Annotated in this window: 23 protein-coding genes and 1 tRNA gene; 14 read left to right on the forward strand and 10 right to left on the reverse strand. The window is 33.5% G+C overall.

Going from position 1 to position 26,310, the window contains the following annotated elements; translation table 11 throughout:
• Positions 1 to 33 precede the first annotated feature (33 nt).
• The 6 genes from BUE95_RS05300 (at position 34) to BUE95_RS05325 (ending at position 3,964) form a co-directional block, all read left to right on the forward strand.
• Positions 34 to 243, forward strand: a complete 210-nt coding sequence (locus BUE95_RS05300) for a hypothetical protein (RefSeq protein ID WP_234977626.1) — start codon at positions 34 to 36, stop codon at positions 241 to 243.
• Positions 243 to 536 (forward strand): type II toxin-antitoxin system RelE/ParE family toxin, encoded by a 294-nt coding sequence (locus BUE95_RS05305; RefSeq protein WP_234977627.1) that lies wholly within the window; start codon positions 243 to 245, stop codon positions 534 to 536. The genes BUE95_RS05300 and BUE95_RS05305 overlap by 1 nt, the downstream gene beginning before the upstream one ends.
• Positions 537 to 566: 30 nt before the next feature.
• Positions 567 to 1,505 (forward strand): mevalonate kinase family protein, encoded by a 939-nt coding sequence (locus BUE95_RS05310; protein WP_073582103.1) that lies wholly within the window; start codon positions 567 to 569, stop codon positions 1,503 to 1,505.
• A gap of 88 nt (positions 1,506 to 1,593) precedes the next feature.
• Positions 1,594 to 2,514 (forward strand): geranylgeranylglycerol-phosphate geranylgeranyltransferase, encoded by a 921-nt coding sequence (locus BUE95_RS05315; RefSeq protein WP_073582105.1) that lies wholly within the window; start codon positions 1,594 to 1,596, stop codon positions 2,512 to 2,514.
• A 28-nt stretch (positions 2,515 to 2,542) separates the two neighbouring features.
• Complete coding sequence (locus BUE95_RS05320; protein ID WP_073582107.1) at positions 2,543 to 3,448, forward strand: pseudouridine synthase; 906 nt, start codon at positions 2,543 to 2,545, stop codon at positions 3,446 to 3,448.
• Between the two features lie 156 nt (positions 3,449 to 3,604).
• Positions 3,605 to 3,964, forward strand: coding sequence for a nuclear transport factor 2 family protein (locus tag BUE95_RS05325; protein ID WP_073582109.1), 360 nt, complete (start codon positions 3,605 to 3,607; stop codon positions 3,962 to 3,964).
• A gap of 90 nt (positions 3,965 to 4,054) precedes the next feature.
• On the opposite strand, the gene dusB is transcribed toward BUE95_RS05325, so the two are convergent.
• Positions 4,055 to 5,059, reverse strand: coding sequence for a tRNA dihydrouridine synthase DusB (gene dusB / locus BUE95_RS05330; protein WP_073582111.1), 1,005 nt, complete (start codon positions 5,057 to 5,059; stop codon positions 4,055 to 4,057).
• Between the two features lie 163 nt (positions 5,060 to 5,222).
• Here dusB and lepA point away from each other — a divergent pair, with 163 nt between their 5' ends.
• From lepA to BUE95_RS05345, 3 genes are all read left to right on the forward strand, one after another.
• Entirely contained in the window at positions 5,223 to 7,019 is a 1,797-nt protein-coding gene (gene lepA / locus BUE95_RS05335; protein WP_073582113.1) for a translation elongation factor 4, read from the forward strand.
• Positions 7,020 to 7,136: 117 nt separating this feature from the next.
• The gene (locus BUE95_RS05340; protein WP_073582115.1) at positions 7,137 to 8,402 is read left to right on the forward strand and encodes a Y-family DNA polymerase; all 1,266 of its coding nucleotides are present in this window, start codon (positions 7,137 to 7,139) and stop codon (positions 8,400 to 8,402) included.
• A complete protein-coding gene (locus BUE95_RS05345; RefSeq protein WP_073582117.1) occupies positions 8,393 to 8,830 on the forward strand; it encodes a LexA family protein in 438 nt (145 codons plus the stop codon). The genes BUE95_RS05340 and BUE95_RS05345 overlap by 10 nt, the downstream gene beginning before the upstream one ends.
• 51 nt (positions 8,831 to 8,881) lie before the next feature.
• On the opposite strand, the gene BUE95_RS05350 is transcribed toward BUE95_RS05345, so the two are convergent.
• The 7 genes from BUE95_RS05350 to BUE95_RS05380 all read right to left on the reverse strand — a co-directional run bounded on the left by BUE95_RS05350 (position 8,882) and on the right by BUE95_RS05380 (position 16,531).
• Entirely contained in the window at positions 8,882 to 10,987 is a 2,106-nt protein-coding gene (locus BUE95_RS05350) for a peptidylprolyl isomerase (RefSeq protein ID WP_073582119.1), read from the reverse strand.
• Positions 10,988 to 11,089: 102 nt separating this feature from the next.
• Positions 11,090 to 12,355: a hemolysin family protein gene (locus BUE95_RS05355; protein ID WP_073582121.1), complete on the reverse strand. Its 1,266-nt coding sequence runs from the start codon at positions 12,353 to 12,355 to the stop codon at positions 11,090 to 11,092.
• Between the two features lie 6 nt (positions 12,356 to 12,361).
• Positions 12,362 to 12,544: a hypothetical protein gene (locus tag BUE95_RS05360; protein WP_073582123.1), complete on the reverse strand. Its 183-nt coding sequence runs from the start codon at positions 12,542 to 12,544 to the stop codon at positions 12,362 to 12,364.
• Positions 12,545 to 12,591: 47 nt separating this feature from the next.
• Positions 12,592 to 13,152 carry an LPS export ABC transporter periplasmic protein LptC gene (lptC, locus tag BUE95_RS05365; protein WP_073582125.1) on the reverse strand — a complete coding sequence of 187 codons (561 nt, stop codon included), beginning with the start codon at positions 13,150 to 13,152 and terminating at the stop codon, positions 12,592 to 12,594.
• A 1-nt stretch (position 13,153) separates the two neighbouring features.
• Positions 13,154 to 14,518, reverse strand: a complete 1,365-nt coding sequence (locus BUE95_RS05370; RefSeq protein WP_073582127.1) for a tetratricopeptide repeat protein — start codon at positions 14,516 to 14,518, stop codon at positions 13,154 to 13,156.
• Positions 14,519 to 14,538: 20 nt separating this feature from the next.
• Positions 14,539 to 15,804, reverse strand: a complete 1,266-nt coding sequence (locus tag BUE95_RS05375; protein WP_073582468.1) for a BamG family beta-barrel-assembly machinery protein — start codon at positions 15,802 to 15,804, stop codon at positions 14,539 to 14,541.
• Positions 15,797 to 16,531 carry a type III pantothenate kinase gene (locus tag BUE95_RS05380; RefSeq protein WP_073582129.1) on the reverse strand — a complete coding sequence of 245 codons (735 nt, stop codon included), beginning with the start codon at positions 16,529 to 16,531 and terminating at the stop codon, positions 15,797 to 15,799. Before BUE95_RS05380 ends, BUE95_RS05375 begins: the two co-directional genes overlap by 8 nt.
• A 122-nt stretch (positions 16,532 to 16,653) precedes the next feature.
• Between BUE95_RS05380 and BUE95_RS05385 the strand changes: the two genes are divergently transcribed.
• Positions 16,654 to 16,726 (forward strand) — tRNA-Phe (locus BUE95_RS05385).
• Positions 16,727 to 16,782: 56 nt separating this feature from the next.
• Here the strand turns inward: BUE95_RS05385 and BUE95_RS05390 are convergent.
• Together BUE95_RS05390 and BUE95_RS05395 are read right to left on the reverse strand one after the other, a co-directional pair.
• A complete protein-coding gene (locus tag BUE95_RS05390) occupies positions 16,783 to 17,697 on the reverse strand; it encodes a GYDIA family GHMP kinase (RefSeq protein ID WP_073582131.1) in 915 nt (304 codons plus the stop codon).
• Entirely contained in the window at positions 17,697 to 19,013 is a 1,317-nt protein-coding gene (locus BUE95_RS05395) for a hydroxymethylglutaryl-CoA reductase, degradative (RefSeq protein WP_073582133.1), read from the reverse strand. The genes BUE95_RS05390 and BUE95_RS05395 overlap by 1 nt, the downstream gene beginning before the upstream one ends.
• A 126-nt stretch (positions 19,014 to 19,139) precedes the next feature.
• On the opposite strand from BUE95_RS05395, the gene BUE95_RS05400 reads away from it, so the two are divergent.
• The 4 genes from BUE95_RS05400 (at position 19,140) to BUE95_RS05415 (ending at position 26,295) form a co-directional block, all read left to right on the forward strand.
• The gene (locus tag BUE95_RS05400) at positions 19,140 to 21,311 is read left to right on the forward strand and encodes a S9 family peptidase (RefSeq protein WP_073582135.1); all 2,172 of its coding nucleotides are present in this window, start codon (positions 19,140 to 19,142) and stop codon (positions 21,309 to 21,311) included.
• A gap of 27 nt (positions 21,312 to 21,338) precedes the next feature.
• A complete protein-coding gene (locus BUE95_RS05405; RefSeq protein WP_073582137.1) occupies positions 21,339 to 23,054 on the forward strand; it encodes a peptide MFS transporter in 1,716 nt (571 codons plus the stop codon).
• Positions 23,055 to 23,132: 78 nt separating this feature from the next.
• Positions 23,133 to 24,791 carry a peptide MFS transporter gene (locus BUE95_RS05410; RefSeq protein ID WP_073582139.1) on the forward strand — a complete coding sequence of 553 codons (1,659 nt, stop codon included), beginning with the start codon at positions 23,133 to 23,135 and terminating at the stop codon, positions 24,789 to 24,791.
• Between the two features lies 1 nt (position 24,792).
• On the forward strand, positions 24,793 to 26,295 hold the full coding sequence (locus BUE95_RS05415; RefSeq protein WP_073582141.1) for a peptide MFS transporter: 1,503 nt from the start codon (positions 24,793 to 24,795) through the stop codon (positions 26,293 to 26,295).
• Positions 26,296 to 26,310 lie beyond the last annotated feature (15 nt).

Below are 26,310 nucleotides of genomic sequence, written 5' to 3' on the forward strand. Positions count from 1 at the left end.
TTACCATAGATTTCAATAAAAATGGACATTCGATTGGAAAAATTAGAGCTTATGAAAATGCTGATGGAAACAGAAAATCCTTTGGTATTACAAGCTATTAGGAAAATTTTCCAAAAAGAAGATAAAGATTGGTGGGATGATTTAACGGAAGAGCAACAAAATATTCTAAACGAATCAATGGAGCAATATGAAAAGGGAGAATTTTCTTCTTTTGACGATTTTATCAAGCCACATTTGAAATAATGAGAGAAATTGTAATAACGCCAAGAGCTCAGAATGAATTGAATCAGCTTTTTGAATATTTGGTGTTAAAATGGAATTTGAAAGTTAAAGATGATTTTGTGAATAAGCTTCATTTAGTTTTGAAGATTGTAGCAAAAAGTCCAGAATCATTTCCTGTTTCAAGTAAAAATGTTAAATTTAGAAAGTGTGTGGTTGCAAAACAGAATACACCTTTTTATCATTATAATGAAAAGCATATTGTAATGGTTGCTGTTTTTGATACAAGACAAAACCCAAAGAAATTAAAAATCTGATTACTATAAACTGTAAACTGAATACTAAAAATGAAAGGACCACTTTTTTACTCAAAAATATTACTTTTCGGAGAATACGGAATTATCCAAGATTCGAAAGGACTTTCAATTCCTTATAATTTTTACAATGGTGCTTTAAAAAGTGATGGAAATTCGTCTGAAAGTGCTGTGAAATCTAATGAAAGTTTAAAAAAGTTCGTTGTTTACTTGGCGCAATTACAAGCGGAACAGCCTGAATTGGTAACTTTTAATTTAGAAGTTTTAAAACAAGATGTAAACAACGGAATGTATTTCGATTCGAGTATTCCGCAAGGATATGGAGTAGGAAGTAGCGGTGCTTTAGTTGCTGCGATTTACGATAAATATGCTAATGATAAAATCACGGTTTTAGAGAATTTAACGCGTGAAAAATTATTGCAATTAAAAACGATTTTCTCTCAAATGGAATCGTTTTTCCATGGAAAAAGTTCAGGTTTAGATCCATTGAACAGTTATTTAAGTATTCCAATTTTAATTAACTCAAAAGATAACATAGAAGCAACGGGAATTCCAACACAAAGCACACAAGGAAAAGGTGCGGTTTTCTTAATTGATTCAGGAATTGTGGGTGAAACCGCTCCAATGGTTTCGATTTTTATGGAAAACTTAAAGGATAACGGTTTCCGAAACATGTTAAAATCCCAGTTCATAAAATATACCGATGCATGTGTGGATAACTTCTTACATGGCGATGTAAAATCCTTGTTAGAAAACACCAAACAATTATCGAAAGTGGTTTTGAATAACTTTAAACCGATGATTCCAGAACAATTCCACCAAGTATGGCAAAAAGGAATCGATACCAACGATTATTACTTAAAATTGTGTGGTTCTGGCGGTGGTGGTTACATTTTAGGATTTACCCAAGATTTAGACAAAGCAAAAGAATCTTTGAAAGACTATAAATTAGAAGTAGTTTATAACTTTTAGATAGGTAATAGGTTATTGGTAATAGGTAATGGGTTTTTATATTCTCATACCAATTACCAATCACCCATAACCCTAAACCTCAAGAGAAATGCTTACACGCAAATCCAAATTAGTCCTTACTAAAATCTTCAGCTTCTTTTCTGTGATTAGAGGATACAATATTTGGGTAATAGCCCTTGCACAGTATCTTTCTGCCATTTTTATTTTGGCTCCTGAAAAACGCGCTTTGGACATTATCCTCGATTGGCGTTTGTTTTTAATCGTCGTTGCTTCAATTTTAACCATTGCTTCGGGTTATATTATCAATAATTTTTACGATGCGAAAAAGGATTTAATCAATCGCCCAAAAAAAGCTATGATTGACCGATTGGTGAGTCAGGAAACGAAGTTAAAAGTCTATTTCGGAATTAATTTCATCGTTGCTTTGTTGATGTTTTTCATTTCGTGGTGGGCGGTTTTGTTCTTTTCGACCTATATTTTTCTAATTTGGTTTTATTCGCACAAATTGAAAAAGATGTTCTTGATTGGAAATGTCACGGCAGCAGTTTTAGCGGTTTTGCCTTTCTTTGGAGTTTTGATGTACTATAAAAACTTTTACGAAGTTATTTTTGCTCATGCTACGTTTTTATTTTCATTGATTTTAATTCGGGAATTAATTAAAGATTTAGAAAATATTGAAGGAGATTTAATAGCAGAATACAGAACAATTCCAGTGGTTTTTGGAGAGAAAATGGCCAAATCTATTATTTCGGTTTTAACAATTTCGACCTTATTTCCGGTTTATTTTTTAATTGAAGTGTATGATGTGGGTTACATGGATATCTACTTTTACTTGAGTTTAATGGCTTTGCTTTTTTTTGTTTTACTTTTATGGAAAGCAACTTCAAAAACGGAATATTTAAAACTTCATTTTTTGCTGAAATTCATCATTGTTTCAGGTGTTTTTTGCATAGTTTTAATTGAGCCTTCCGTTTTAATTCACGGCAAAAAATTGATTTCCATATATTAGTTATATCTTTGCACAAATTGTTTATAATATGTCACGTCATCAAGATAGCGATAAAAGTCGTCCGGGTTCAGGAAGACAAGGAGGTTACAAAAAAGATAGTAATTCAAGAGGAAATTCTCCAATTCGTAAAGCGCCTTCAAAGTTTAAAACCAAGGCAGATCCTGCAACATCCGGAGCTAAAGAAGCACCTAAAGCACCAAAGTCTCCAAAAAAACCATCTAATCCAGATGAAATTCGTTTAAATCGTTATATTTCTAATTCGGGTATGTGTAGCCGAAGAGATGCGGATATTTATATTCAAAGCGGAAATGTAAAGGTGAATGGTGTGGTAGTTACCGAAATGGGTTATAAAGTAAAATTAACGGATACCGTTCAGTTTGATGGGGTAAATATTACGCCAGAAAAGAAAGAGTATGTCTTATTAAATAAACCGAAAAATTTCTCTACAGCAGGAGATGATTCGCCAGGTTCAGCTAATGTTTTAGATTTAGTTCGTGGTGCATCAAAAGCCAATTTAATGCCTGTAGGAAGAATGGATAAAACGACAACTGGTTTGTTGTTGTTTACCAATGATACTGAAATTATCCAAAAATTCACCGCTCCAAATCAACGTTCTTCTAAAGTATATCAAGTTTCGTTAGATAAGAACTTAAAGTTTGAAGATTTAGAACGCATCCAAAAGGGATTAACGATTGACGATCATAGAGTTTACGTGGAAGAAATTACTTATATTGAAGATCAGCCAAAAAGTGAAATTGGTTTAAAAATGAAAACTTCAAACGTAAAAATCGTTCGTAGAATTTTCGAACATTTAAAATACGATGTTTTAAAAGTGGACCGTGTAACGTTTGCCGGTTTAACTAAGAAAAACTTACCAAGAGGCGATTGGCGATTTTTAACGGAACAAGAAATCATCAACCTTAAAAATGCTTAAACGTATTTTTTTGAAACACATAGGCACATAGATTATTTTATGTGTCTTTTTTTATGATTTTCCATAACGCTATGTTTTCTATGCGCAGTGAAACGACCTTTTTTTAAAACTATGAAACCTATATGTCTATGTGTTGCAAATAAAATAATGTAATCTATGCCAAATCAACTACAACAAATCGCCATTCGATGGTTTGATGCTTTTAATGCAAAAAATTTAGAAAAGCTATTAGAATTATACGACAACGAAGCCCAACATTTCAGTCCGAAATTAAAAATGCGTCAACCCGAAACCAATGGTTTAATCATCGGAAAAGAAGCGATGCGCGTTTGGTGGCAAGATGCTTTTGATAGATTGCCAACGTTACACTACAAAGTAACCTCATTAACCGCTAACACCGACAGAGTTTTCATGGAATACACACGTCAAGTAGCTGGTGAAGCTGATATGTTAGTAGCTGAAGTTTTAGAAATTAAAGAGGGTAAAATAGTGTTTTCTAGAGTGTATCATGGGTAGAGAATAGGAGTTCTGTCATTCTGAACTTGTTTCAGAATCTCATCATTTTAAAAGATAAGATGCTCAAACAAGTTCGGCACAAAAACCGTTTCATTGTTTATTTTCCTCAAAAACATAATCCGCATACACCTGCTCAATCTCAGTAAATACATCTAATAATTGATTGATACCATCTGTGGTAACCAATTTTTGTTTGTATTCTTTAAAACCGTGAATGCCTTTGAAATAATTGGTGTAGTGACGACGCATTTCGTTGATACCTAAACGTTCGCCTTTCCATTCGATACTCCAAATTAAGTGATTTCTTGCGGCTTCAATTCGGTCGGTCATGCTTGGTTGTGCTAATTTTTCTCCTGTGGCGAAATAATGTTTAATTTCATTAAAAATCCACGGATAACCAATCGCAGCACGACCAATCATCATACCATCTAAACCGTATTTGTTTTTGTATTCTAATGCTTTTTCAGGAGAATCAATATCGCCATTTCCAAAAATCGGCATCGTAATTCTAGGGTTTTCCTTCACACGCTGAATGTGTGACCAATCGGAATGGCCTTTGTACATTTGCGCACGAGTTCTAGCGTGTATGGTTAAAGCTTGCACACCAATATCTTGTAAACGTTCTGCAACTTCATCAATGTTTATTGAACTCTCATCCCAACCTAAACGCGTTTTTACGGTAACAGGTAAACTCGTTCCTTTGATAACGGCTTTCGTTAAGCGAATCATTAAATCGACATCTTTCAAAACACCAGCACCAGCACCTTTGCAAACTACTTTTTTTACTGGGCAACCAAAATTAATATCTACCAAATCAGGTTGAACGGCATCTACAATTCGCGACGACATTTCCATCGCTTCTTCATCACCACCAAAAATCTGAATTCCAACTGGACGTTCGTAATCGAAAATATCCAATTTCTGTTTGCTTTTCATGGCATCACGAATCAATCCTTCCGAAGAAATAAATTCAGAATACATTAGATCGGCTCCATGTAATTTGCATAAACGACGAAATGGTGGGTCGCTTACATCTTCCATCGGGGCTAATAATAAAGGAAAATCGGGTAGTATGATGTTACCAATTTTAGGCATGGTGCTTCAATTTTTTTGCAAAAATACGAATTTTTGTTGGTTTCAAGTTTAAGGTTTCAAGTTTCAGCCTTATAAATCAAAACTTTGCTTTATATTTGCAGATTAAACGAACAAGAGTTTTGAGGATGAAAATGGCTCTTGTACCTGAACTTTACATTGAAAGATGAAACATATTAGAAATTTCTGCATTATTGCACACATTGACCACGGAAAAAGTACGTTGGCAGACCGTTTATTAGGTGCTACGCAAACCGTTACCGCTCGTGAAGAAAAAGCTCAGTTATTGGATAACATGGACTTAGAGCGCGAACGTGGGATTACCATAAAAAGTCACGCTATTCAAATGGAGTATACCTACAAAGGGGAACAATATATTTTGAATTTGATTGACACTCCAGGTCACGTGGATTTCTCATATGAGGTTTCGCGTTCCATTGCTGCTTGTGAAGGGGCTTTGTTGATTGTAGATGCAGCGCAAAGTATTCAGGCACAAACGATTTCAAATTTATATTTGGCTTTAGAAAACGATTTGGAAATTATTCCAGTTTTAAATAAAGTAGATTTACCAAGTGCTAATCCAGAGGAGGTTAGTGATGATATCATTGATTTGCTTGGGTGTGATTTAGAAGATATTATTCATGCTTCTGGAAAAACAGGTTTTGGGGTTGAAAATATTTTGGCCGCTATTATTGAGAAAATTCCAGCTCCAAAAGGAGATCCAAATGAGCCGCTTCAAGCCTTGATTTTTGATTCGCATTACAATCCGTTTAGAGGAATTGAAGTTATTTTCCGTGTGCTAAATGGAGAAATTAAAAAAGGGCAGAAGATTAAGTTCATGGCGACTGGAAACGAATATTATGCCGATGAAGTTGGGACATTGAAATTAAATCAAGTTCCAAAAAGTGTAATTTCGACTGGAGATGTTGGGTACTTAGTTTCTGGAATTAAAGAAGCAAAAGAAGTAAAAGTGGGAGACACGATTACCGATGCAAAAGAACCTACAACAAACGCTATTCAGGGATTTGAAGATGTAAAACCAATGGTTTTTGCTGGAATTTACCCTGTTGATACAGAAGATTATGAAGATTTGCGTGCTTCAATGGAAAAATTGCAGTTGAACGATGCTTCTTTAGTTTTTGCTGCTGAGAGTTCGGCGGCTTTAGGATTTGGTTTCCGATGTGGATTCTTAGGGATGTTACACATGGAAATTATCCAAGAGCGTTTAGAACGTGAATTTGATATGACTGTTATTACTACGGTTCCTAACGTTTCGTATCATGCGTATACAAAGAAGGAGCCTGATACGATCTTAATTGTCAATAATCCATCAGATTTGCCTGAGCCTTCAAAATTAGATAGAGTAGAAGAGCCTTATATCAAAGCAACCATCATCACAAAATCAGATTTCGTTGGTAACGTAATGAGTTTGTGTATTGAAAAGCGTGGTTTAATTACCAATCAAACGTATTTAACAACTGAGCGTGTTGAATTGAATTTCGATATGCCGTTAGCGGAAATTGTATTTGATTTTTACGATAGATTAAAAACTGTTTCTAAAGGATATGCTTCTTTTGATTACCACCCAATAGGAATGCGCGAATCAAAATTAGTTCGTTTAGATGTGTTGTTAAATGCACAACCAGTAGATGCGCTTTCCGCTTTAATTCACGAAAGTAATGCCTATAATATTGGTAAAAAAATGTGTGAGAAGCTAAAAGAATTGATCCCAAGACAACAGTTTGATATTCCAATTCAGGCAGCAATTGGTGCAAAAGTTATTGCTCGTGAAACGATTAAAGCATTGAGAAAAGACGTAACTGCTAAATGTTATGGTGGCGATATTTCGCGTAAACGTAAACTTTTAGAAAAGCAGAAAAAAGGTAAAAAGCGTATGCGTCAGGTTGGAAATGTAGAAATTCCGCAAGAGGCGTTTATGGCGGTTTTAAAACTGAATGACTAGCTGTAGTTTGATTTATATAATTTACTAGCCCAACGACTTTTTCTAGTTGTTGGGTTTTTTATTAACATTAACAATTGACTGATTTTCTTTTTACAAAAGTTGCGGTAACTTTACCAAATGTATGCTTTAGTAGATTGTAATAATTTTTATGTTTCGTGTGAACGTGTTTTTCAACCGCATTTGAATGGCAAACCAGTTGTGGTTTTGTCTAATAATGATGGTTGCATAATTTCGCGTAGTAGTGAAGCTAAGGCATTAGGAATTCCTATGGGTGCTCCTGAGTTTCAAGTTCGTAATTTGATACGTCAGCATCATGTTCAGGTTTTTTCCTCTAATTATGCTTTGTATGGTGATTTGAGTCATAGGGTTATGAAAATTTTAGAGCATTATACGCCAAATGTTGAGGTTTATAGTATCGACGAAGCTTTCTTACATTTTTCTGGAATGTCAATTCCAGACCTTACTGTGTATGGTTCTGAAATCCAATATAGAATTTTAAAATGGTTAAGTATCCCGATTGGGATTGGTTTTGCGCCTACGAAAGCATTGTCTAAAGTGGCTAATAAAATAGCTAAAAAGTTTCCAGAGCGCACGAATGGAGTCTATGTTATCGATACGGAGGAAAAGCGTATAAAAGCCTTAAAGTGGACTAAAATTGAAGATGTTTGGGGTATAGGTTTCCGTCTTACTAAAAAAATGCAAGCTAGAAATATCAAGACGGCTTACGATTTTACACTGCCTCATAATGAAGCTTTCATTCGTAAAGAAATGGGAGTGGTTGGTATGCGTTTGAAGTACGAATTAGAAGGAAAATCCGTATTGGAAATGGAAGAACCAAAAGCTAAGAAAAATATAGCGGTTACACGTAGTTTTGAGAGGGATATATCTGATTTCAATGAGCTCAAAGAACGTGTGGTTACTTTTGCTAGTGTGTGTTCTGAAAAATTGCGGAAACAAAATTCGTGTTGCAATGCGGTTATTTTGTATTTACGAAAGGATAAATTTAAAGCTAATGGTGAACGATATAGTTTCTATCGTATTCAAACCTTACCTTTCTCTTCCAATACTTCTTTTTCAATCAGTCAAGCAGCAATTGCTATGTTAAAAGATTTGTATCAGGATGGTGTAGCTTATAAAAAAGCAGGAGTTATCGTTACCGAGATCGTCCCTTCTTCACAACGTCAATTTAAACTTTTTGAAGAAGAAAATCCAAAGTATCAAAAGCTCATGGAAGTTATGGATGCGGTTCAAGCAAAAACAGGCGAACGCAAACTTAGATTAGCTTCACAAGATTTAAAACGAACTTGGAAAATGAAACAGAATCATTTATCCAAACGATATACCACTAATTTTAATGAATTACTAGAAGTAAAATGCAAGTAAATCCAAAAATAACCTTCTTTGTTCCTAATTATGAAAATCCGATACCAACCTCTTTTATTTCGAGTGAAATTAAAGCAGGTTTCCCTTCTCCTGCAGCTGATTTTGAAGAATCAAAGGTGAGTTTGGATCATTTGTTGATTAAGAATAAAGAAGCTACCTTTTATGCAAAGGCGAGTGGAAACTCAATGATAGGGGCAGGGATTGACGATGGTGATATTTTAGTTATTGATAGAAGTCTGGAGCCAAGAAATAACGCTGTAGCAGTTTGTTTTGTAGACGGAGAGTTTACGGTAAAAAGAATAAAAAAAACGGACGAGGCTGTTTTTTTAATGCCAGAAAATCCAAATTATGTTCCCATTCAAATAGCTCCACATAATGAGTTTATCATTTGGGGTATAGTCACTTATGTTATAAAACAAATTAAATAAAAAAAGGCTGTCTCAACATTTTGAAACAGCCTTTTTTATTTGAAGCAAAAATTAGAAGTTTGCTCTATTATCTTTTATTTCTGCTTTTTCTTTCAAAGCCGTGTAAGCTTTAGAAATTGCATAAGATTGGTTTTGTGTTTTATCTTGTGTGATATAAGATGCATAACTTGCCACAGCAGGAGCTTTTGTTGCTGATTTAGTTCTAATCATGAACATTCCTGAGTTTCCTTCGATAATTTCAGAAGTTTTACCAGCAGCTAGGTTAAAAGCTTTTCCTACTACTTTAGCTTCTGGGCCAACATTAGGTATTAGAGGTGTTTTAATCGTAATTCCCGTTGCAGTTAAAACAGAAGCTCCTGAAGTATTTGCTACTTTTTCAAGTGAAGTGCCGTTCATTTTCTTTTTAATCAATTCCGCTTTTTTCTGATTTCTAAGAATTGGTTCAACAGATTGCTTTGCAATGTCTAGAGGAATTAATCCAGATTCATTTTTATCTTTTAGTTTTGCAATAACAAATCCTTGAGGAACGTCAAATCTTTTGATGTCGCCAGTGTTTGTGTCTGAATTAAAGGACCATCTTACAATTTCTCTTTGTGAACCTAAACCTTGAACAAACTCATCAATTGCTTTGATGTTCGTAGCTGGAATTACTTCAACCCCTGATTTTTTTGCTAATGCAGCAAAATCGTTATTTTCATTGGCGTCAGATTCAAACTTACTGGCTTTTGTATAAGTTGCATCCATAGTAGTTTCAGAAGGTTCAATTTTTTGAGCAACGGTTCCTAATAAAACGGCATCGTATTTTTCATTTACTTTAATTACGTGGAATCCAAAATCAGTTTCAACCACACCTATAGTTCCTACAGCGTTGTTGAAAACAAAATCATTGAATTGTGGTACCATTTGCCCTGGAGTGATGTTGTCATATTCTCCACCATTGTTTTTTGATCCAGGGTCGTCTGAATTAGCAATGGCAAGCATTGGAAAGTTTGTAGGGTTAGCCTTTGCTTGTGCTAATAGGTCGTTAGCCAAAGCTTGTGCTTCTTCTTTTGTTCTAGTTGCACTAGATTGAGGAGCACCTTTGTATGCTAATAAGATATGGCTTGCTCTAGCACTTGAATTCGCTTTTTTACTTACCATTCTAGAAATACATTGGTAACCGTTGTATACATACGGTCCAAAAACACCACCTACAGGTAGGTTGAACAATTGTTCTTGGAATTCGATAGGAAGTTGTTTTTTAGCCAAATAAGTTGAGTCAAATTTGATGTCTGAATTGTCATTTACAAATTTGCTAACATTTGCAACAGACTTGAAACCAGGAATAGTATCATTTGTGTTGGTTTCCTTATTGTATATGACACCACCATTTAAAACACTATTAATTGAGTTTAACATGGCATCTTCGTCTTCTTTTGAAGGTTTATTTTCAAAAAGTACAAAATCAATGCTTCTCGTATCGTCTGATTTGTATTTTTTTGGATTTTTCTTCATGTAATCGATGATTTCAGCGTCTGTAACTTTAGCTTGATCGTCGTTGATTGAAGAAAAAGGCACCATTACATAATCAAAATCAACTTTGTCATTCTCCATTTGGTGAATGAATTTTCCTTCTGATTTTGTGGTGTATACCCCTGATTTTATCATGGTATTGTACATTTGTTCTACAGCAAAACGTTCAATATTTTTTTCAAATTCTTTCCATTGTAACCATTGGTCTTGGTTAGGAGCGTTTTTTAACGATTTTAATGATTCTTTAAATTTATTTTCGTCAAATTGTCCAGCAGCATTTAAAAATTGTGGGTTTTGAGCAAGATTTGGGTTTTGCTTAATAATGTTGATAAGTTGTTCGTTACCAATTTTTAAACCTAATTTTTCAAACTCTTCTGTAAGGATTATTCTTCTTACTTCTTGTTCCCAAGTTGAATTTAGCGCTTGTGTAGCACTCATACCTTGTCCTTGTTTTTCTGCCATAGCAACAAGTTGCATGAAATCTTGAGACGATATATCAGTACCATTAACAGATCCTACTTCATTTGCATTAGAACCAAATGTTCCACTTTGAAAAGCATCTCCCACAAGGAAAGCTAGTAAACAGAATCCAATAACAAGTATAAGTAATCCGGTGCGCTGTCTAATTTTAGATAAAACTGCCATTTTTATTTATGTTTAATTTTTTATTCAGAGGGCGAAAATACAATTATCTATTTAATAATAAAATAGTAAACTTATATTTTCAGTTAAATTTTACTAGTTTTTTTATCTTTTTTCTTGATTTATTGTAAATCGTACTAATTCTATTTTTTTACTGGTTGCAGAATGTATAGTTATTTGAAAATTTTCAATATTAATTACGGCTTCATTTTGAGGAATTTCTTTTGTAGCATTCATTATGAATCCTCCAAGTGTCGTATAAGAATCGGATATTGGAATTTGTAAATTGTATTTTTCATTCAAGAATTCCACATCCAGTCGGGATGAAAACAAATAACTTTTCTCGTCGATTTTTTCATCAATTAAGGTTTCTTCTAGATCGTGTTCGTCTTCAATTTCGCCAAAAAGTTCTTCGATAATATCTTCAATTGTTATAATTCCAGAGGTGCCTCCATATTCGTCGATGACTACGGCAATGCTCTTTCTTTTTTTGGTTAAGATGTCTAATGCTTCTTTTACATAGATTGTTTCAGGTATGTACTCAATAGCAATCATCACTTCTTTGACATTTTTCGGTTTTTTAAACAACTCAAAGGAGTGAACATAACCTAAAATATCGTCTATTGAATTTTGATAAATGAGTAGTTTCGAATAACCGGTTTCTATAAAAAGATTTTTGAGTTCTTCTATAGATGACGTAGCATCCACGCCGCATAATTCGGTCCTTGGTGTCATGATGTCTCTCGCCTTTAGATTAGAAAATTCTAGCGCATTTTGGAAAAATTGAATTTCGGTGTCAATTTCATTTCCTTCTGAAATGTTATTCATTTGTTCGGATATGTAGTTTCCGAGTTCAACTTTGCTAAAGTATTCTTGTACTTGATCACCTTCTGTTTTGAAAAATTTTTTTAAAATAATATCGGATATCCAAATTGTAAATCTTGAGGGCCAATAAAAGATTTGATAAAAAATGTAAGCAGGAACTACAAAAAGTTTAAAAGCAGTATTGGCATAAATCTGAAAAAAAACTTTTGGTAAAAATTCTGCTGTTATAAGTATGAGTGCGGTAGATAGAAGTGTTTGGAGTAAAAGCCCTGCAAATGGTGACAATTGAAAATAGCCCTCTAGCCAGTTTAAAATAAGTTCTCCTGAATAAATACCATACACTACTAAAACAAAGTTGTTTCCCACTAGCATTGCAGTTATGAATTGCGATGGCTTGTCGATAAGTTTTGAAAGTAGCGTTCCCAGAAAGTTTTGTTGTCTTTTTTCAATAGATAAATACACCTTGTTTGATGAAACATAGGCGATTTCCATTCCAGAAAAAAATGCAGAAAGAAGTAGGCAAATTCCAATAATGGCGATATCCATTTTTTGCTATTGCTTGTTTTGGTATTTGTTATGAAAATGTCTTCTAAAAAAGAACATTCCTATTGCTACTCCTGCAATGATTAAACTAAGTAGATAGTCTTCGCTGTTTTTAAATTTCATGTAGGCATCGTAGATAAAGAAACCTGCAAAAATTATATAAATATACTGGATGAATTTTAAATAAGTCATAATGTATCTTTTTTCAAAAGTAATAAAATTAATGGAACTAGTAACAATTACTTTTCAAACGAGTTTACTAATCCGCTACTTTTTTGCATATTGAAGATTTTAAAATCTTTACTGAAATCAACACCAGGACCTTCTAGATAGCCGCCTGATTCGTCGGAATATTTGAAATGTTTTTCAGTGAAAAACCATTCGTTTTTTTGATCAAAATAAAGTTGGGTTGTTTCTAGTTTTTTGCCATCATGCGAAGTTATCGTGACATCGCCTTGAAGGTCAATTATATTGGTTCTTTTATAAGAAATGGCGTAGTTTGATACTATTGTAGTGGTTAGGCCTTTGTTGTCAAATAAAGTTACTTTGATGCCTTTAGGAAATTCAGTAAAAGGATTGTCAATAGAACTATAGTCAAGCATTTTCGGACTTACTAATATGGATTTTATTTTTCCAGAATCCGTATATTTTAAATTTAATGAATCAGCTTCTCCTGAAGGGATAAAAGAAGTTTCACTCAATTGTTTCACCTTTTGAATGTCGCTTTCGCATGAAAAAAACATAGTCACGATAAAAATCGTGACCATGTTTCGTATAGTTATTTTTATGAATCTCTTCATTTTATAAGTTTGGTACAACAACACTTTCTCCAATCCAACAACCAAAAGCAATTCTTTGTCCCGCTTTTCCTTCGTTGAAGATGTCTGTTTTCGTAGGTGCTGCTGCTCTGTAGCTTGCGGCTGTTTTACTAGCAATACCTTTTAAAGAAGCGTCTGTAGCTGCCGCTTTATCTGCATATTGCGCCGCTAACCAATAAACAGCTCTTTTGTCAAATGGGTTGTCGCCACATTCGTTGATGCTACTTCCATACAATTGAGCAATTAACAAGTATGCTTTACCGTAAGAAGGTTTAACTGATAATGCTTTTCTAGCATAAGTGCGTGATTGTACTTTGTTTGACTTACTGTAAATGGTTGCCATTTTGTAATAAACATTAGCTTTTTTAGTGTTATCGTTGTACAAGTTAGCCGCTTGATTAAAATATTCCATCGCTTTAGTAGTGTTCTTTTTTTGATATTCAACTACTCCTAATTTGTAAGCTGCATCTGCACTAGGGTTCAATTTATAAAGTGCTTCAGATATTTTTGTAAATAATGGACTGTTGTCACATTCTTTAGCTTCTAAACGGTCTGCTGCTCTTTTTAACCACTGCTCGTTGTTTTTGTTTTGTTCAAAGCTTTTTTGATAGAACGGGATTAATTTATCACATGTAGATAATTCCACAATTATACCATCCATGCTAGCAGTAACACCAGCAAATATTTCTAAGCTGTTATCAATTCTGTCTTTTCTTTTGGTTTCTTTATCTGTTAAAGCTTGCCCTGCTTCTTCTTTACTTAACAAAGCATCTTTTTCTTCTGTTAATTCTTTCTCTTCCTCTGCTAACTTAACAGATAAATCATCGTATTTATCAAATACTTGTTGCAACTCAATTCCTTTGTTACCCGCTTTGAAGTCTTTTACTAATAACTCAAAGTAAACATACATGGCTTTTGCATATCTGAAATTTGCATAATCTGTTTTGAATGCATCATCTAACAAAGCGTAAATTTCTTGATCAGTACCCACTTTTTTATCGAAAAGTAGTAACCCTTTTTTCATTTTATTTCCAGCACCGTTGTTTGGAAAGTTAGCATCGTATTCGTCATACAATTTCATTAAATCACGTACATACTTTTCTTTTTCTTCGGCAGTTGTAGCTTTGTCAATTTTCATTTCAATAACTACTTCACCATAGGTGTAGATAGATTTATGAAAAGAAGGGCATTCTTTTCTCAAAGTAGCTAAATAATCGTAAGCTGCTACATCTTTAGCTTTTGCTAACGTTCCCATTAAACTTATGGTTTCTGTACAAGCTTCTGTGTTTTGAGCTTGAACAAATAAACTAGCAAATGCTATAAATAATAATGATAATTTAGTTTTCATTTTCTTTTTTACTATAATTATTAATCAATTTTTCTTTTCTTAAACCAAATGTCACTGAATGAAAGGCCTATATTTAAGTTAAAATAATTTTCTTCAATCAATGCATTATTGGTTGTTCCTCTTTTGCCGAATTCAAAACCTAAGTCAATTTTCGATATTCCGAGTGGTAAACCTAAACCAAAAGTCATGCCATAATCTTTTATGCTCTGATTTCTTATAACAAGACCTGTGTTTTCGTATCTAAAACCCGCACGATAAACAATTCTACTAAAGTAACTAGAAAAGGAATCGTATTTAGGAATATAGTATCCTCCAATACCAATCTTGGTAGCATTTTCAAAAGTAGCGTTTTCTGGGTTTCCAAAACGATTCGTCAATACGCTGCTTTGAGTATAGACGATTTCAGAACCAATTAACCATTTTTTTGATTCTCCTATGCCAGCACCAAAACCAAATTTAGAGGGCAATCGAATTTCTGTATCAGCCACATTGATTTCTTGTCCGTTTTGATTGTCAACAATTTCAATATTGTTTGCGCCTAGTGAAACAGTACTTAGGTAGCTGGTGTTGTCGGATTTTAATTTTGTTTCTGGACTGAACGTTAAACTGGTTTGTAGATTTAATTTCGAATTTAATTTTGTTTGGTATAACAAACCTGTATTAAAAGAAATTCCTCTTATGTTAGAGTTGTTTCTTTCTATAGTTCCTAGCGGAACAGCTGGTTCTGTTATGAATTCAATATAATTATTTGTGATTTCACCAAAATGGTATCCCAATTCAAAACCAAAACTTAATTTTTTATTGATATTGTATGAAGTTCCAATAAAAACTTTGTTTACATTTCCTTCTCCTCTTTTGATTTCCCTTCTTGTAGTTTGGTCATTTGTGTTCTCAAATGTATTCTCATTTCTATACCCAACGGCAGAATAGGGCATAAGACCGAAAGAAAACCCAATTTTACCAACAGGAAACCCAACTGCTATGTAGTCTAAGGTTGTTCTCTGAACTTTTTCAGATTCACTGCTGTTTTTCATTGTTGTGAAACTAGAAGTTCCTCCAATAGAAAAATTGGTTGTTAGAAGTCTAGAATAAGAAGCTGGATTTAGTAAGTTCAACTGTAAGCTGTCGCTCATTATTCCAATACCTCCCATAGATCTTACATCTTGAGTACCTCTAAACTTAGGCTCTCCTAATCCGTAATACGAATATGGAGAAGCAGTGTTGTCTTGAGACCAAGAACAAGTGGTAACAAACAAACTGATGCAAAATATTATTTTTTTAATCATTTTCATGTAAATAAATGGATAAAAGATTCAAACTCTCTAATAAGAAATTTGAGTTCGCAAATATGGTGCTTTTTAATCTTTTAGCCAAAAAATCTGCATCTCCACCTGTTAAAATTATTGTTAAATCTTGATTTTTAAGTAAATATTGAGAAATAAACCCGTCTATTTCATAACAAATTCCGTTTATTATTCCACTGTGAATTGCATTTTCTGTAGAATCTCCTATAAAATTTTCAATATTTTTTTTTTCTAATAATGGAAGTTTTGCTGTGTATTCATGTAAACTGTTGTATCGTATTTTTACACCTGGAGAAATGGCTCCGCCTAAGTACTGGTCTTTTTTATCCACAAAATCATAAGTAATACATGTTCCAGCATCAATTATAAGCCGGTTTTGTGATGGATATTGTAACACGGCACCTGCGGCAACAACCATGCGATCAATGCCAAGTGTTTTTGGAGTGTTATATAAATTCGTAAACGGAAATTTCGTTTCGTGACTTACTATTTGAAGATTGGTATTGGTTTTAAGATAATCGAATACCTCAAAATTGATTTTTCCAACGCTTGATATGGTCGAATGTGTGGCGTTTGGATATTTTTTTAAAATTTTTTTAAATTTTTTTTCGGCATCATTTGTTTCAAAAACAAATAACTCAATTAATGTATTTTGTTCAAATACAGCGACTTTAATTCTTGAATTTCCTACATCGATAGTGATAAGCATGATTTTATTTTAGGTGCAACAAATATACAAATTGATTTTTTTTTAGAATTGTTTTGGAAAATATAAAAATGGTTCTATATTTGCACCCGCAATCAACAAGCAGTAATGCTCTAAATTGTAAAGGTACCTTAGCTCAGTTGGTAGAGCAATGGACTGAAAATCCATGTGTCCCTGGTTCGATTCCTGGAGGTACCACAAAAACCACTCATTCGAGTGGTTTTTTTGTTTTACATGTGTTTGTCAAGTGGTGTTTATAGAATCATTTCTTCATAAGAAAGTACTACATTGTAGCCTTTGTTTTTGAAGTATTCTTTGGGGTTGTCTTTTGAAATAACCATTACAAAATCACCACCCCATGCGCCTAAACTCTTAATAACACCTTTGAAATCAAGAAAAACTTTTTCTTTAATAGTTTGAATTTCTAAAACATCACTCATAATTACTTCGTGATTCTCCATTAGTTTGGCAAATTCTTTTCCTTCTTTACAATTTATGGTTTCGTAAGTAATGGTGTTGATTTTTGAAATTACCGCATTTACGTGGTGGTGTTTCGACATATAATTGGCGATCGCTAATTTGCTATTTTGTTTCTGATTCAAATACACAAAATGAATGTTTTCTTTGAACGAGGGGTCGAAATGAATGGGTTTAAAATGTGGTTTTTCGTTTTCTAAGTGATATACTAGGGGTGAATTCGACTTTGCACAAGCAATGTCATAACCGCTTCCTCCAAAACTTTTTTGTAACAACTCGAAAGCATCAATCTCGAGCCAGTCACCGATGCTATTTATAAGGGTAGAGGAAGTGCCTAATCCCCAGAGACGAGGAAAAGTTAAGTGTGTTTCAATTTCGTAGCCTTCTTTTTCTAAAAAGGTGGGATTCTGAATAAAAGCTTGATGTAAAATTTCAATCAAGGTATTTTTTATAGAAGCATAATTTTCGTTGGTGTTTTTTTGTTTTATATCTTCAAATAAAATTACATCCTCAAACCAAACACTTTTATCGGCATCAAAGCTTGTCCATTTGATCTGGTAATTTTTTCCTGATTTCACAACTAAACTTTGTCCAAATTTTGTTGGGAGTGCTAAAGCTTTCGCACCATCTAAAACAACGTATTCGCCTGTGATGAGTAATTTTCCGTTACTGTAAAACGTTTGTGTTTTCATTAACTTCTGATTTTTTCCAGATAGTCAACTACTAAGCTATGCGAAACGGTTGTGTCTTTGAAATAATCTAAGACTTTCTGTTTTTCTTCTTTAGTAGCATGATGTTGGTTCAAAATGTTCATTAGGTGCATTTTCATATGACCTTGTTGAATTCCTGTAGTTGTAAGTGAACGTAATGCTGCAAAGTTTTGAGCCAATCCAGCTGCGGCAACAATCTGCATTAATTCTTCTGCAGAAGGTTTTCCTAATAATTCCATAGAGAATTTCACTAATGGATGTAACGAAGTTAACCCACCAACGGTTCCTAATGCTAATGGTATTTCCATCCAAAAAGTGAAAATATCGTTTTCAATTTTCACATGCGATAAACTCGAATATTGTCCTGATTTACTTGCATAAGCATGAATTCCTGCTTCCACAGCTCTGAAGTCATTTCCTGTAGCTAACACAACGGCGTCAATCCCATTCATGATTCCTTTGTTGTGGGTTACCGCCCTGTAAGGTTCTATTTCAGCTATGCGAACTGCAGTTGCAAATTTTTGAGCAAATTCATTTGCGTCAATATTTTTGTCATCCGAAATTTCGGAAAGTGGACAAGATACTTCCACTCTTACTAAGCAATTTGGTACATAGTTGCTTAAAATGCTCATTATGATTTGGATGTTTTTTTCGTCTGTAGTAAAATCAGTATGCTCTTGTGCTTGATTTTCTAAGGTTTTAGCAAATTGCTCCAAACACGTATTGATGAAATTCGCACCCATGCTGTCTTTAGTGTTAAAAGTAGCATGTAATTGATAGTAATTCGGAATTTCATTGGTTTTGTCTCTTAATTCGATGTTTAAAATCCCGCCACCACGTTTTTGCATGTTTTTGGTAATTTCTTTTGTATCATCGAAAAAAATTGGTTTTATTTTGTTGAAAAAAGTTGTTATTTTTTCTGCATTACCATGAAAAAGAAAATGAACTTGGCCAATTTTTTCGGTATTGATAATACTTGTTTTAAAACCACCACGTTCTCCCCAAAATTTTGCTGCTTTGGAGGCTGCTGCCACTACAGAACTTTCTTCAATTGCCATGGGTATGGTGTAGCTTTTTCCATTGATGGTAAAGTTTGGCGCAACACCATAAGGTAGGTAAAAGTTTGTCAAGGTATTTTCGATGAATTCGTCGTGTAATTTTTGTAAATTTTCATCCGAATTCCAATATTTTAAAATACTTTCTTTTGCTTCTTCTGGATTTTCGAAATATGTATTTGTAATCCAATCAATTTTTTCTTCTTTAGAAAGTTTGGAGAAACCTTTTACGTTATGAGTCATATTTTATTACAATAAACAACAAAGATAATAAATTTGATGAGATGCTGTTTTTAATAATTCAAGTTAAAATTATGGTTAATTCATATATTTTCACTAAAATTGAAGGTTTTTTAAGAACTTAAAATTATGAAAAAATACAGTTTAGCAATTTTACTTTTTCTAGTAAGCTCATTATCAGTTGAAGCGCAACAGAATATCACGTTAGAGGAAATTTGGGGCGGAGCTTTCAGAACAAAAGGAATGGATGCTTTGAGCGCCATGAAGAACACAAACCAATATACTGTTTTAAATTATGACAGAAGCTCTAAAAGTTTTCAAATCGATTTGTACGATTTTGCAACTTTGGAGAAAGTAAGTACGCTTTTTGATACAAAGAATCACACAGAAGTATCATCAATTGATAGTTATTCCTTCGATAGAAGTGAGAAAAAGATTTTAATTGCCACAAATTCTAATCCAATCTTTCGTCATTCTTTCACAGCGCAATATTTTGTTTATGATATTGTTTCCAAAACCGTAAACAGTTTTACAGCTAATCCCATTCAAGAACCTTCGTTTAGTGCAGACGGTACTAAAATTGCATATGCATTTGAAAACAATTTATATGTTCATGACTTGGTTTCCGGTGCTAAAATTCAAATTACACAGGACGGACAAAAGAATAAAATCATCAACGGTATTACAGATTGGGTTTATGAGGAAGAATTTGCTTTTGTAAAAGCCTATGATTGGAATCTGACAGGAAACAAAATAGCTTACATCAAATTTGATGAGACGGAAGTTCCTGAATTTTCAATGGATATGTACAATCAAGGGTTATACCCAACACAAACCGTTTTCAAGTACCCAAAAGCGGGTGAAAGAAATGCCATAGTTTCGTTGCATATTTTTGATTTAAAATTGGGAACCACAAAAAAAATCAATTTAGGAAATTATAACGATTTTTATATTCCAAGAATCAAATGGACGAATGATGCGGCTACTTTGAGTGTTCAAGTTATGAATCGTCATCAAAATAATTTGGATTTGCATTTTGTTGATGCCAATTCAGGAACTACCAAGATCGTTTTAAATGAAAAAGATGCTGCTTATGTTGATGTTACCGATAATTTAACTTTCTTAAAAGATAATAGTTTTATTTGGACATCAGAAAAAGATGGTTTTAATCATATTTACCACTACGATAAATCAGGGAAATTGAAAAAACAAATTACTTCTGGAAAATGGGAAGTAACTAATTATTACGGTTTTGATGAGAAATCGGGAATGATTTATTATCAATCGGTTGAAAATGGTTCTATAAATAGAGATGTTTATGCAATCAAAGTCGATGGAAAATCGAAAGTAAGATTGTCATCAAAAACAGGAACCAATTCGGCTACTTTTAGTCCAAATTTCCAATACTTCATTAATACCTATTCAAGCGCAACTTCAGCACCAACTTACACTTTAAACGATTCAAAAACGGGAGCTGTTGTAAAAACAATTGTTTCAAATGAAGCCGTTGAGCAAAAATTAGCAAAATATGATGTAATTTCAAAAGAATTTTTCGTGTTAACTACTGAAAAAGGGCATCAATTAAATGCCTGGATGATTAAACCAAAAAATTTTGATCCAAATAAAAAATATCCTGTTTTTATGTTCCAATATTCTGGACCAGGTTCTCAACAAGTAGCGAATACATGGAATGGAACTAATGATTATTGGTTTATGATGTTAGCCCAACAAGGCTATATTGTAGCTTGTGTGGATGGAAGAGGAACAGGTTATAAGGGAGCAGCTTTCAAGAAGTGTACTTATAAAGAATTAGGGAAATATGAAGTTGAGGATCAAATTGACGCGGCTAAAGTAATTGGAAAGTATAATTATGTTGATGCTTCAAGAATTGGGATTTTTGGATGGAGTTATGGAGGATTCATGTCGTCTAACTGTTTGTTCCAAGGTGCTGATGTATTCAAAATGGCAATTGCAGTAGCTCCAGTAACTTCTTGGCGATATTACGATAGTATTTACACGGAGCGTTATATGCAAACGCCACAAGAAAATGCAAGTGGTTATGATAACAATTCGCCAATCAATCACGTAAGTAAATTAAAAGGCAACTTTTTATTAGTACACGGAACGGCTGATGATAATGTCCATGTACAAAACACGATGAAAATGGTAGAGGCGTTGGTTCAGGCGAACAAACAATTCGATTGGGCTATTTATCCAGACAAAAATCATGGTATCTATGGTGGCAAAACGCGCCTACAATTGTATACTAAAATGACAAATTTTATTAAAGAAAAATTATAAACTAACCATTAACTAAAATAAATTTATATGAGTGAAGCAGTAAAAACAGGACATCCAAAAGGACTTTGGGTTTTATTTGGAACCGAAATGTGGGAAAGGTTCAATTTCTATGGGATGCGAGCAATCCTTACCTTGTTCATGGTAAATTCATTATTAATTAAAGAGGCAGATGCAGCTATTATTTATGGAGGATTTCTAGCATTATGTTATTTGACACCGCTATTAGGAGGTTTTATTTCTGACAAATACATCGGAAATAGATACAGTATTATGCTAGGTGGAACATTAATGGCAATAGGACAATTTTTGTTGTTTATTAGTGCGTCAACTTTTGATTCTAGCTTGGGAAGCGCGAAATTATTCATGTGGATAGCCTTGTTTATTATTATTTTTGGAAATGGATTTTTCAAACCGAATATTTCTTCAATGGTAGGAAGTTTGTATCCGAAACAAGAAAAAAACAAACTGGATTCAGCTTTTACAATTTTCTATATGGGTATTAATATTGGAGCTTTTTTAGGCCAATTTATTTGTCCTTGGGTAGGTGATGTTAAGGATGCAGAAACTGGAGTAAGAGATATTTTTGCTTTTAAGTGGGGATTCTTTGCGGCTTCAATCGCAATGATAATAGGGACAATTACTTTCTTTTTTCTAAAGAATAAATATGTTGTTACACCAGAGGGGAGACCTATCGGTGGTTTGCCTAAAAATAATGAGGCTGGAGATTTTGAAGAAGGTGAAACACAAACAGCTAAATTTACAGGAACAGCAATTGGAACAGCAATTGTAATTTTTGCAGCTTTATTTTTTGTTTTTAGATATTTATTGGTTGGCGAATTTGGATTTTCTGATGTTGCCATGGGACAATTGATAAAGGGAATTATTTATCCATTTATTTATTCTGCTGGTATTGCTTTAGCTTATTTAATTATGAGTTCTGCTGAAAATAAAGTAGAACGACAAAGAATTTGGGTTATTTACATTGTTTCGTTCTTTATCATCTTTTTCTGGGCAGCTTTTGAGCAGGCGGGTTCTTCGTTAACTTTTATAGCAGATAATCAAACAGATAGGGATATTTTTGGATGGAACATGCCGCCGTCAATGGTGCAAATTTTTAACGGTATTTTCGTTGTAATGTTGGCATTGCCATTCAGTTTGCTTTGGGATAAGTTAAGAGCTAAGGGAAAAGAACCCGTTTCTCCACTAAAGCAAGCAATGGGATTGGCTTTAATTGCATTAAGTTATTTTATCATTGCTCATAATGTAAAAGATCTAGGGAACTCTGGTTTGTTAGCTATTAAGTGGTTAATGTTGTTGTATTTGATTCAGACAATGGGAGAATTGTGTTTGTCACCTATTGGACTGTCATTGGTTGGTAAATTAGCTCCTAAACGTTTTGCGTCATTATTATACGGTGTTTTCTTTATCTCTAATGCAGCGGGTTACGCTTTAGCAGGGTCGTTGGGTGCTATTATTCCTGCAACAGGAGATAAATTCCAAAAGGCGGAAACATTAGGAGTTAATCTTCAAGATGTTTTAGATAAAAAAGTAACTTTAACAGCGGAACAAGTAGTATTATTCGAAAAGGAGCAATTGCCAACCGAATATACTTCATTTGCAGGATTTGAAATTCATAATCTCTATGAGTTTTTTATGGTTTTTGTTATTCTTTGTGGAATTGCAGCTGTTATTTTAGCAGTTTTATCACCAAGATTGAAAAAAATGATGAATGGAATGACCTAATTGCTTTTAAAAATATTTTTTATATCTTTCAAACCTACAAGAAATCCTTGTAGGTTTGTTTTTTAATACAATATAATTATGTGGAAAAGTCATCCTAAAGCATTGCCCTACTTGTTTTTATCTGAAATGTGGGAGCGTTTCGGTTATTATTTAATGATTGGTATTTTTACCTTATACCTTAAAGATGTTGAAGCCGGATTCGCTATGACCGAGAAAGAAGCATCCGATTTATATGGAACTTTTATCGCTTTGGTATTCTTAACGCCTTTCATTGGTGGTTTAGTTGCCGATAGATATTGGGGGTATAAAAAATCCATAGTTATTGGAGGTTTAATGATGGGAGCTGGTTATTTCATGATGGGAATTCATGATATAACTATGTTATATATCGCCATGACCTTAGTTATTGTAGGTAATGGTTTTTTTAAGCCTAATATTTCAACACTTCTAGGTAATTTCTATACCGAAGAGCAATATAAAGATAAAAAAGATGAAGGCTATAATATTTTCTACATGGGAATTAATGTAGGGGCATTCATTTGTAATTTCTTTGGAGCTGCTTTGCAAATTTTATTAGGCTGGCAGTATGCTTTCATGGCGGCTGGAATTGGAATGTTCATCGGTGTTGTCGTTTTTATTTTAGGAACCAAACACTATGGTAATAAAACGGAGAAAAAAGGAGTACAAGCCAGTGATATGCCTTTCTGGAAAATTGTAATGTTTATCTTAGTACCATCTGCTGTTTTTGGAATAATTGGTTGGTTAATAAAAGGAGTAACAACTGAGGCTAATCCTAATGGTTATATTTTTGGTTCGGATAGTACAGATGCTTTTATTTTTGCTTGTATTCCAGTGATTTTCTTCTACGGAAGTTTATACTTTAAAGCTAAGACGGAAGATAAAAGACCTATTGGAGCTTTGTTAACGATTTTTGCAGTGGTGATTTTATTCTGGGGTGTTTTCAAATTGAATGGTTCAGCATTAAATACTTGGGCAGACCGTTACACGGATAGAGAAATTACAGGAACTACTCAAACGGTTTTCAATGGTTTAAAATTAGCCAAAGAAGTAGAATACAAAAAAGATACGGTTGAATTATACGATTCAAGTTTCCGAATTCAAAAAGTAGATGGAGAAGTTCAAAAAACAGTGGATTATCCAGTTTACTTTAGAAACGTGGCTAAAGATAAATTACCAGAAGAAGGCGCTTCTGTTTCACTTTGGGCAACCAATTTGAGTCAGTCAATTAATCCGGGTTGGGTAATTATTTTAACTCCATTAGTAGTAGCGTTCTTCACTTTTTTAAGAAGCAGAAAGAAAGAGCCTTCAACACCAACCAAAATAGCATTCGGATTATTAATTTCGGCTTTATCTGTTTTAGTAATGATTGCTGCTGTAAATATGGGAGCAAATGGTTCTGAAAAAGTAAGTGTTTGGTGGTTAGTTGCTAATTACGGAGTAATCACTATTGGTGAATTATTCTTGAGTCCGATGGGATTATCAGTGGTTTCTAAATTGAGTCCAACAAACATCACTTCACTAATGATGGGAGGTTGGTTTTTATCAACCTCTATCGGAAATAAATTGAGTGGTGTATTAGCTAGTCTTTGGGATACGTATGATAACAAACAAGATTTCTTCTGGATAAATTTCGGATTATTAATGTTTGCTACTTTGTTAATGTTCATTTTATTGAAACAACTAAACAAAGTAATGCAAGAAAAAGGAATTCACTAAGATGCAAACAATAGAACAAATCCAGGGTTTTAAAGGGAAATATCCAAAGCAACTTTGGTATTTATTCTTCAGCGAAATGTGGGAACGTTTTTGTTTCTACGGAATGCGTGGGATGTTATATTTCTATATGGTTCATCATTTATTGATGGATAAAGAAACAGCTAACCTACAATACGGTGCAACTCAAGCTTGGGTATACGCATTTACCTTTATTGGAGGATTATTTGCTGATAAAATTTTTGGATTCAGAAAGTCATTATTTTGGGGTGGATTATTAATGATCGTTGGGAGTTTAATATTAGCAATAGATCCTAAATCAATGTTTTTTATTGGAGTGAGTTTTACTATTGTAGGTACTGGTTTCTTCAAGCCAAATATTTCATCAATGGTTGGTAAACTATACAGAGAGGGTGATTCAAGAACAGATGCTGGATTTTCATTGTTTTATGCAGGAGTTAATTTAGGTGCTTTAATTGGCGGTTATGTTTGTATAGCTATAGGAAAAAGAGAGATGTTATCTTCTATCATACCGGAAGGATTGGAATGGAATATTGCATTTGGGTTAGCTGCTATTGTTATGGTTATTAGTTTATTAACCTTTACACAAACTCAAAAAAGTTTAGGAAACATTGGTTTGTCACCATTACAACATATTGAATCTGGTAAAAGAAAAATTTATGAGTGGTCTACTTATATAGGCTCTATTTTAATTATTCCAATTATAATTGTAATGGTTTCTAATACAGAATATACAGATTACTTCATGTATACCATTGGTCCATTTTCATTGTTATATTTAGCCTATGAAATGCGTGGTTTCTCAATAGCTGAAAATAAAAAGTTAATTGCTGCAGTTATTTTTATGCTATTTTCAATTGTTTTTTGGGCCTTTTTTGAACAAAGTGGAGGCTCATTAAGTGATTTTGCTGCTGAGAATTTAAATAATAAAGTTTTAGGAATTCCTTTAGATCCTAATGGAGTAAACAACTCGGCAAACTCTTTTTTTGTAATTGCATTCGCAGCACTAGTAGGCATGGTTTGGCTTTGGATGGCTAAGAAAAAGATTGAACCTAATACAATTATTAAATTTGGATTAGCATTCTTATTCTTAGCTGGAGGTTTTTGGGTTTTTTACTATACCAAGTTTTTTGCAGGACCAGATGGAAAGACTTCTTTAGATTTGTTTACATTTGGATGGTTCGTAATTACTTTTGGTGAATTATGTTTATCCCCAATTGGTATGAGTGCCATGACCAAATTATCGCCTCAAAAAACTCAAGCCGTTATTATGGGAATGTGGTTTTTGGCAAGCGCATATGGTCAATATTTTGCAGGTTTATTAGGTGCAAATATTGCAAGTGCTTCTAAGAACATGACCAACTTAGAAAAATTGAATACCTATGCTAATGGTTACCAACAATTAGCAATATACGCTTTAGTAGCTGGACTAGTTTTGATTGCTATTTCTCCAGTCGTTAGGAAATTAATGCAAGAAGTTAAGTAACAGTTATTTTTGGCA

This window comes from Flavobacterium cucumis, assembly GCF_900148835.1.
Taxonomy (GTDB): Bacteria; Bacteroidota; Bacteroidia; order Flavobacteriales; family Flavobacteriaceae; genus Flavobacterium; species Flavobacterium cucumis.

Bases quoted from the DNA above. Each gene is read 5' to 3' on its own strand.
- BUE95_RS05305 (WP_234977627.1), top strand. From the start codon at position 243: ATGAGAGAAATTGTAATAACGCCAAGAGCTCAGAATGAATTGAATCAG.
- BUE95_RS05310 (WP_073582103.1), top strand. From the start codon at position 567: ATGAAAGGACCACTTTTTTACTCAAAAATATTACTTTTCGGAGAATAC.
- BUE95_RS05315 (WP_073582105.1), top strand. From the start codon at position 1,594: ATGCTTACACGCAAATCCAAATTAGTCCTTACTAAAATCTTCAGCTTC.
- BUE95_RS05320 (WP_073582107.1), top strand. From the start codon at position 2,543: ATGTCACGTCATCAAGATAGCGATAAAAGTCGTCCGGGTTCAGGAAGA.
- BUE95_RS05325 (WP_073582109.1), top strand. From the start codon at position 3,605: ATGCCAAATCAACTACAACAAATCGCCATTCGATGGTTTGATGCTTTT.
- dusB (WP_073582111.1), bottom strand. From the start codon at position 5,059: ATGCCTAAAATTGGTAACATCATACTACCCGATTTTCCTTTATTATTA.
- lepA (WP_073582113.1), top strand. From the start codon at position 5,223: ATGAAACATATTAGAAATTTCTGCATTATTGCACACATTGACCACGGA.
- BUE95_RS05340 (WP_073582115.1), top strand. From the start codon at position 7,137: ATGTATGCTTTAGTAGATTGTAATAATTTTTATGTTTCGTGTGAACGT.
- BUE95_RS05345 (WP_073582117.1), top strand. From the start codon at position 8,393: ATGCAAGTAAATCCAAAAATAACCTTCTTTGTTCCTAATTATGAAAAT.
- BUE95_RS05350 (WP_073582119.1), bottom strand. From the start codon at position 10,987: ATGGCAGTTTTATCTAAAATTAGACAGCGCACCGGATTACTTATACTT.
- BUE95_RS05355 (WP_073582121.1), bottom strand. From the start codon at position 12,355: ATGGATATCGCCATTATTGGAATTTGCCTACTTCTTTCTGCATTTTTT.
- BUE95_RS05360 (WP_073582123.1), bottom strand. From the start codon at position 12,544: ATGACTTATTTAAAATTCATCCAGTATATTTATATAATTTTTGCAGGT.
- lptC (WP_073582125.1), bottom strand. From the start codon at position 13,152: ATGAAGAGATTCATAAAAATAACTATACGAAACATGGTCACGATTTTT.
- BUE95_RS05370 (WP_073582127.1), bottom strand. From the start codon at position 14,518: ATGAAAACTAAATTATCATTATTATTTATAGCATTTGCTAGTTTATTT.
- BUE95_RS05375 (WP_073582468.1), bottom strand. From the start codon at position 15,804: ATGATTAAAAAAATAATATTTTGCATCAGTTTGTTTGTTACCACTTGT.
- BUE95_RS05380 (WP_073582129.1), bottom strand. From the start codon at position 16,531: ATGCTTATCACTATCGATGTAGGAAATTCAAGAATTAAAGTCGCTGTA.
- BUE95_RS05390 (WP_073582131.1), bottom strand. From the start codon at position 17,697: ATGAAAACACAAACGTTTTACAGTAACGGAAAATTACTCATCACAGGC.
- BUE95_RS05395 (WP_073582133.1), bottom strand. From the start codon at position 19,013: ATGACTCATAACGTAAAAGGTTTCTCCAAACTTTCTAAAGAAGAAAAA.
- BUE95_RS05400 (WP_073582135.1), top strand. From the start codon at position 19,140: ATGAAAAAATACAGTTTAGCAATTTTACTTTTTCTAGTAAGCTCATTA.
- BUE95_RS05405 (WP_073582137.1), top strand. From the start codon at position 21,339: ATGAGTGAAGCAGTAAAAACAGGACATCCAAAAGGACTTTGGGTTTTA.
- BUE95_RS05410 (WP_073582139.1), top strand. From the start codon at position 23,133: ATGTGGAAAAGTCATCCTAAAGCATTGCCCTACTTGTTTTTATCTGAA.
- BUE95_RS05415 (WP_073582141.1), top strand. From the start codon at position 24,793: ATGCAAACAATAGAACAAATCCAGGGTTTTAAAGGGAAATATCCAAAG.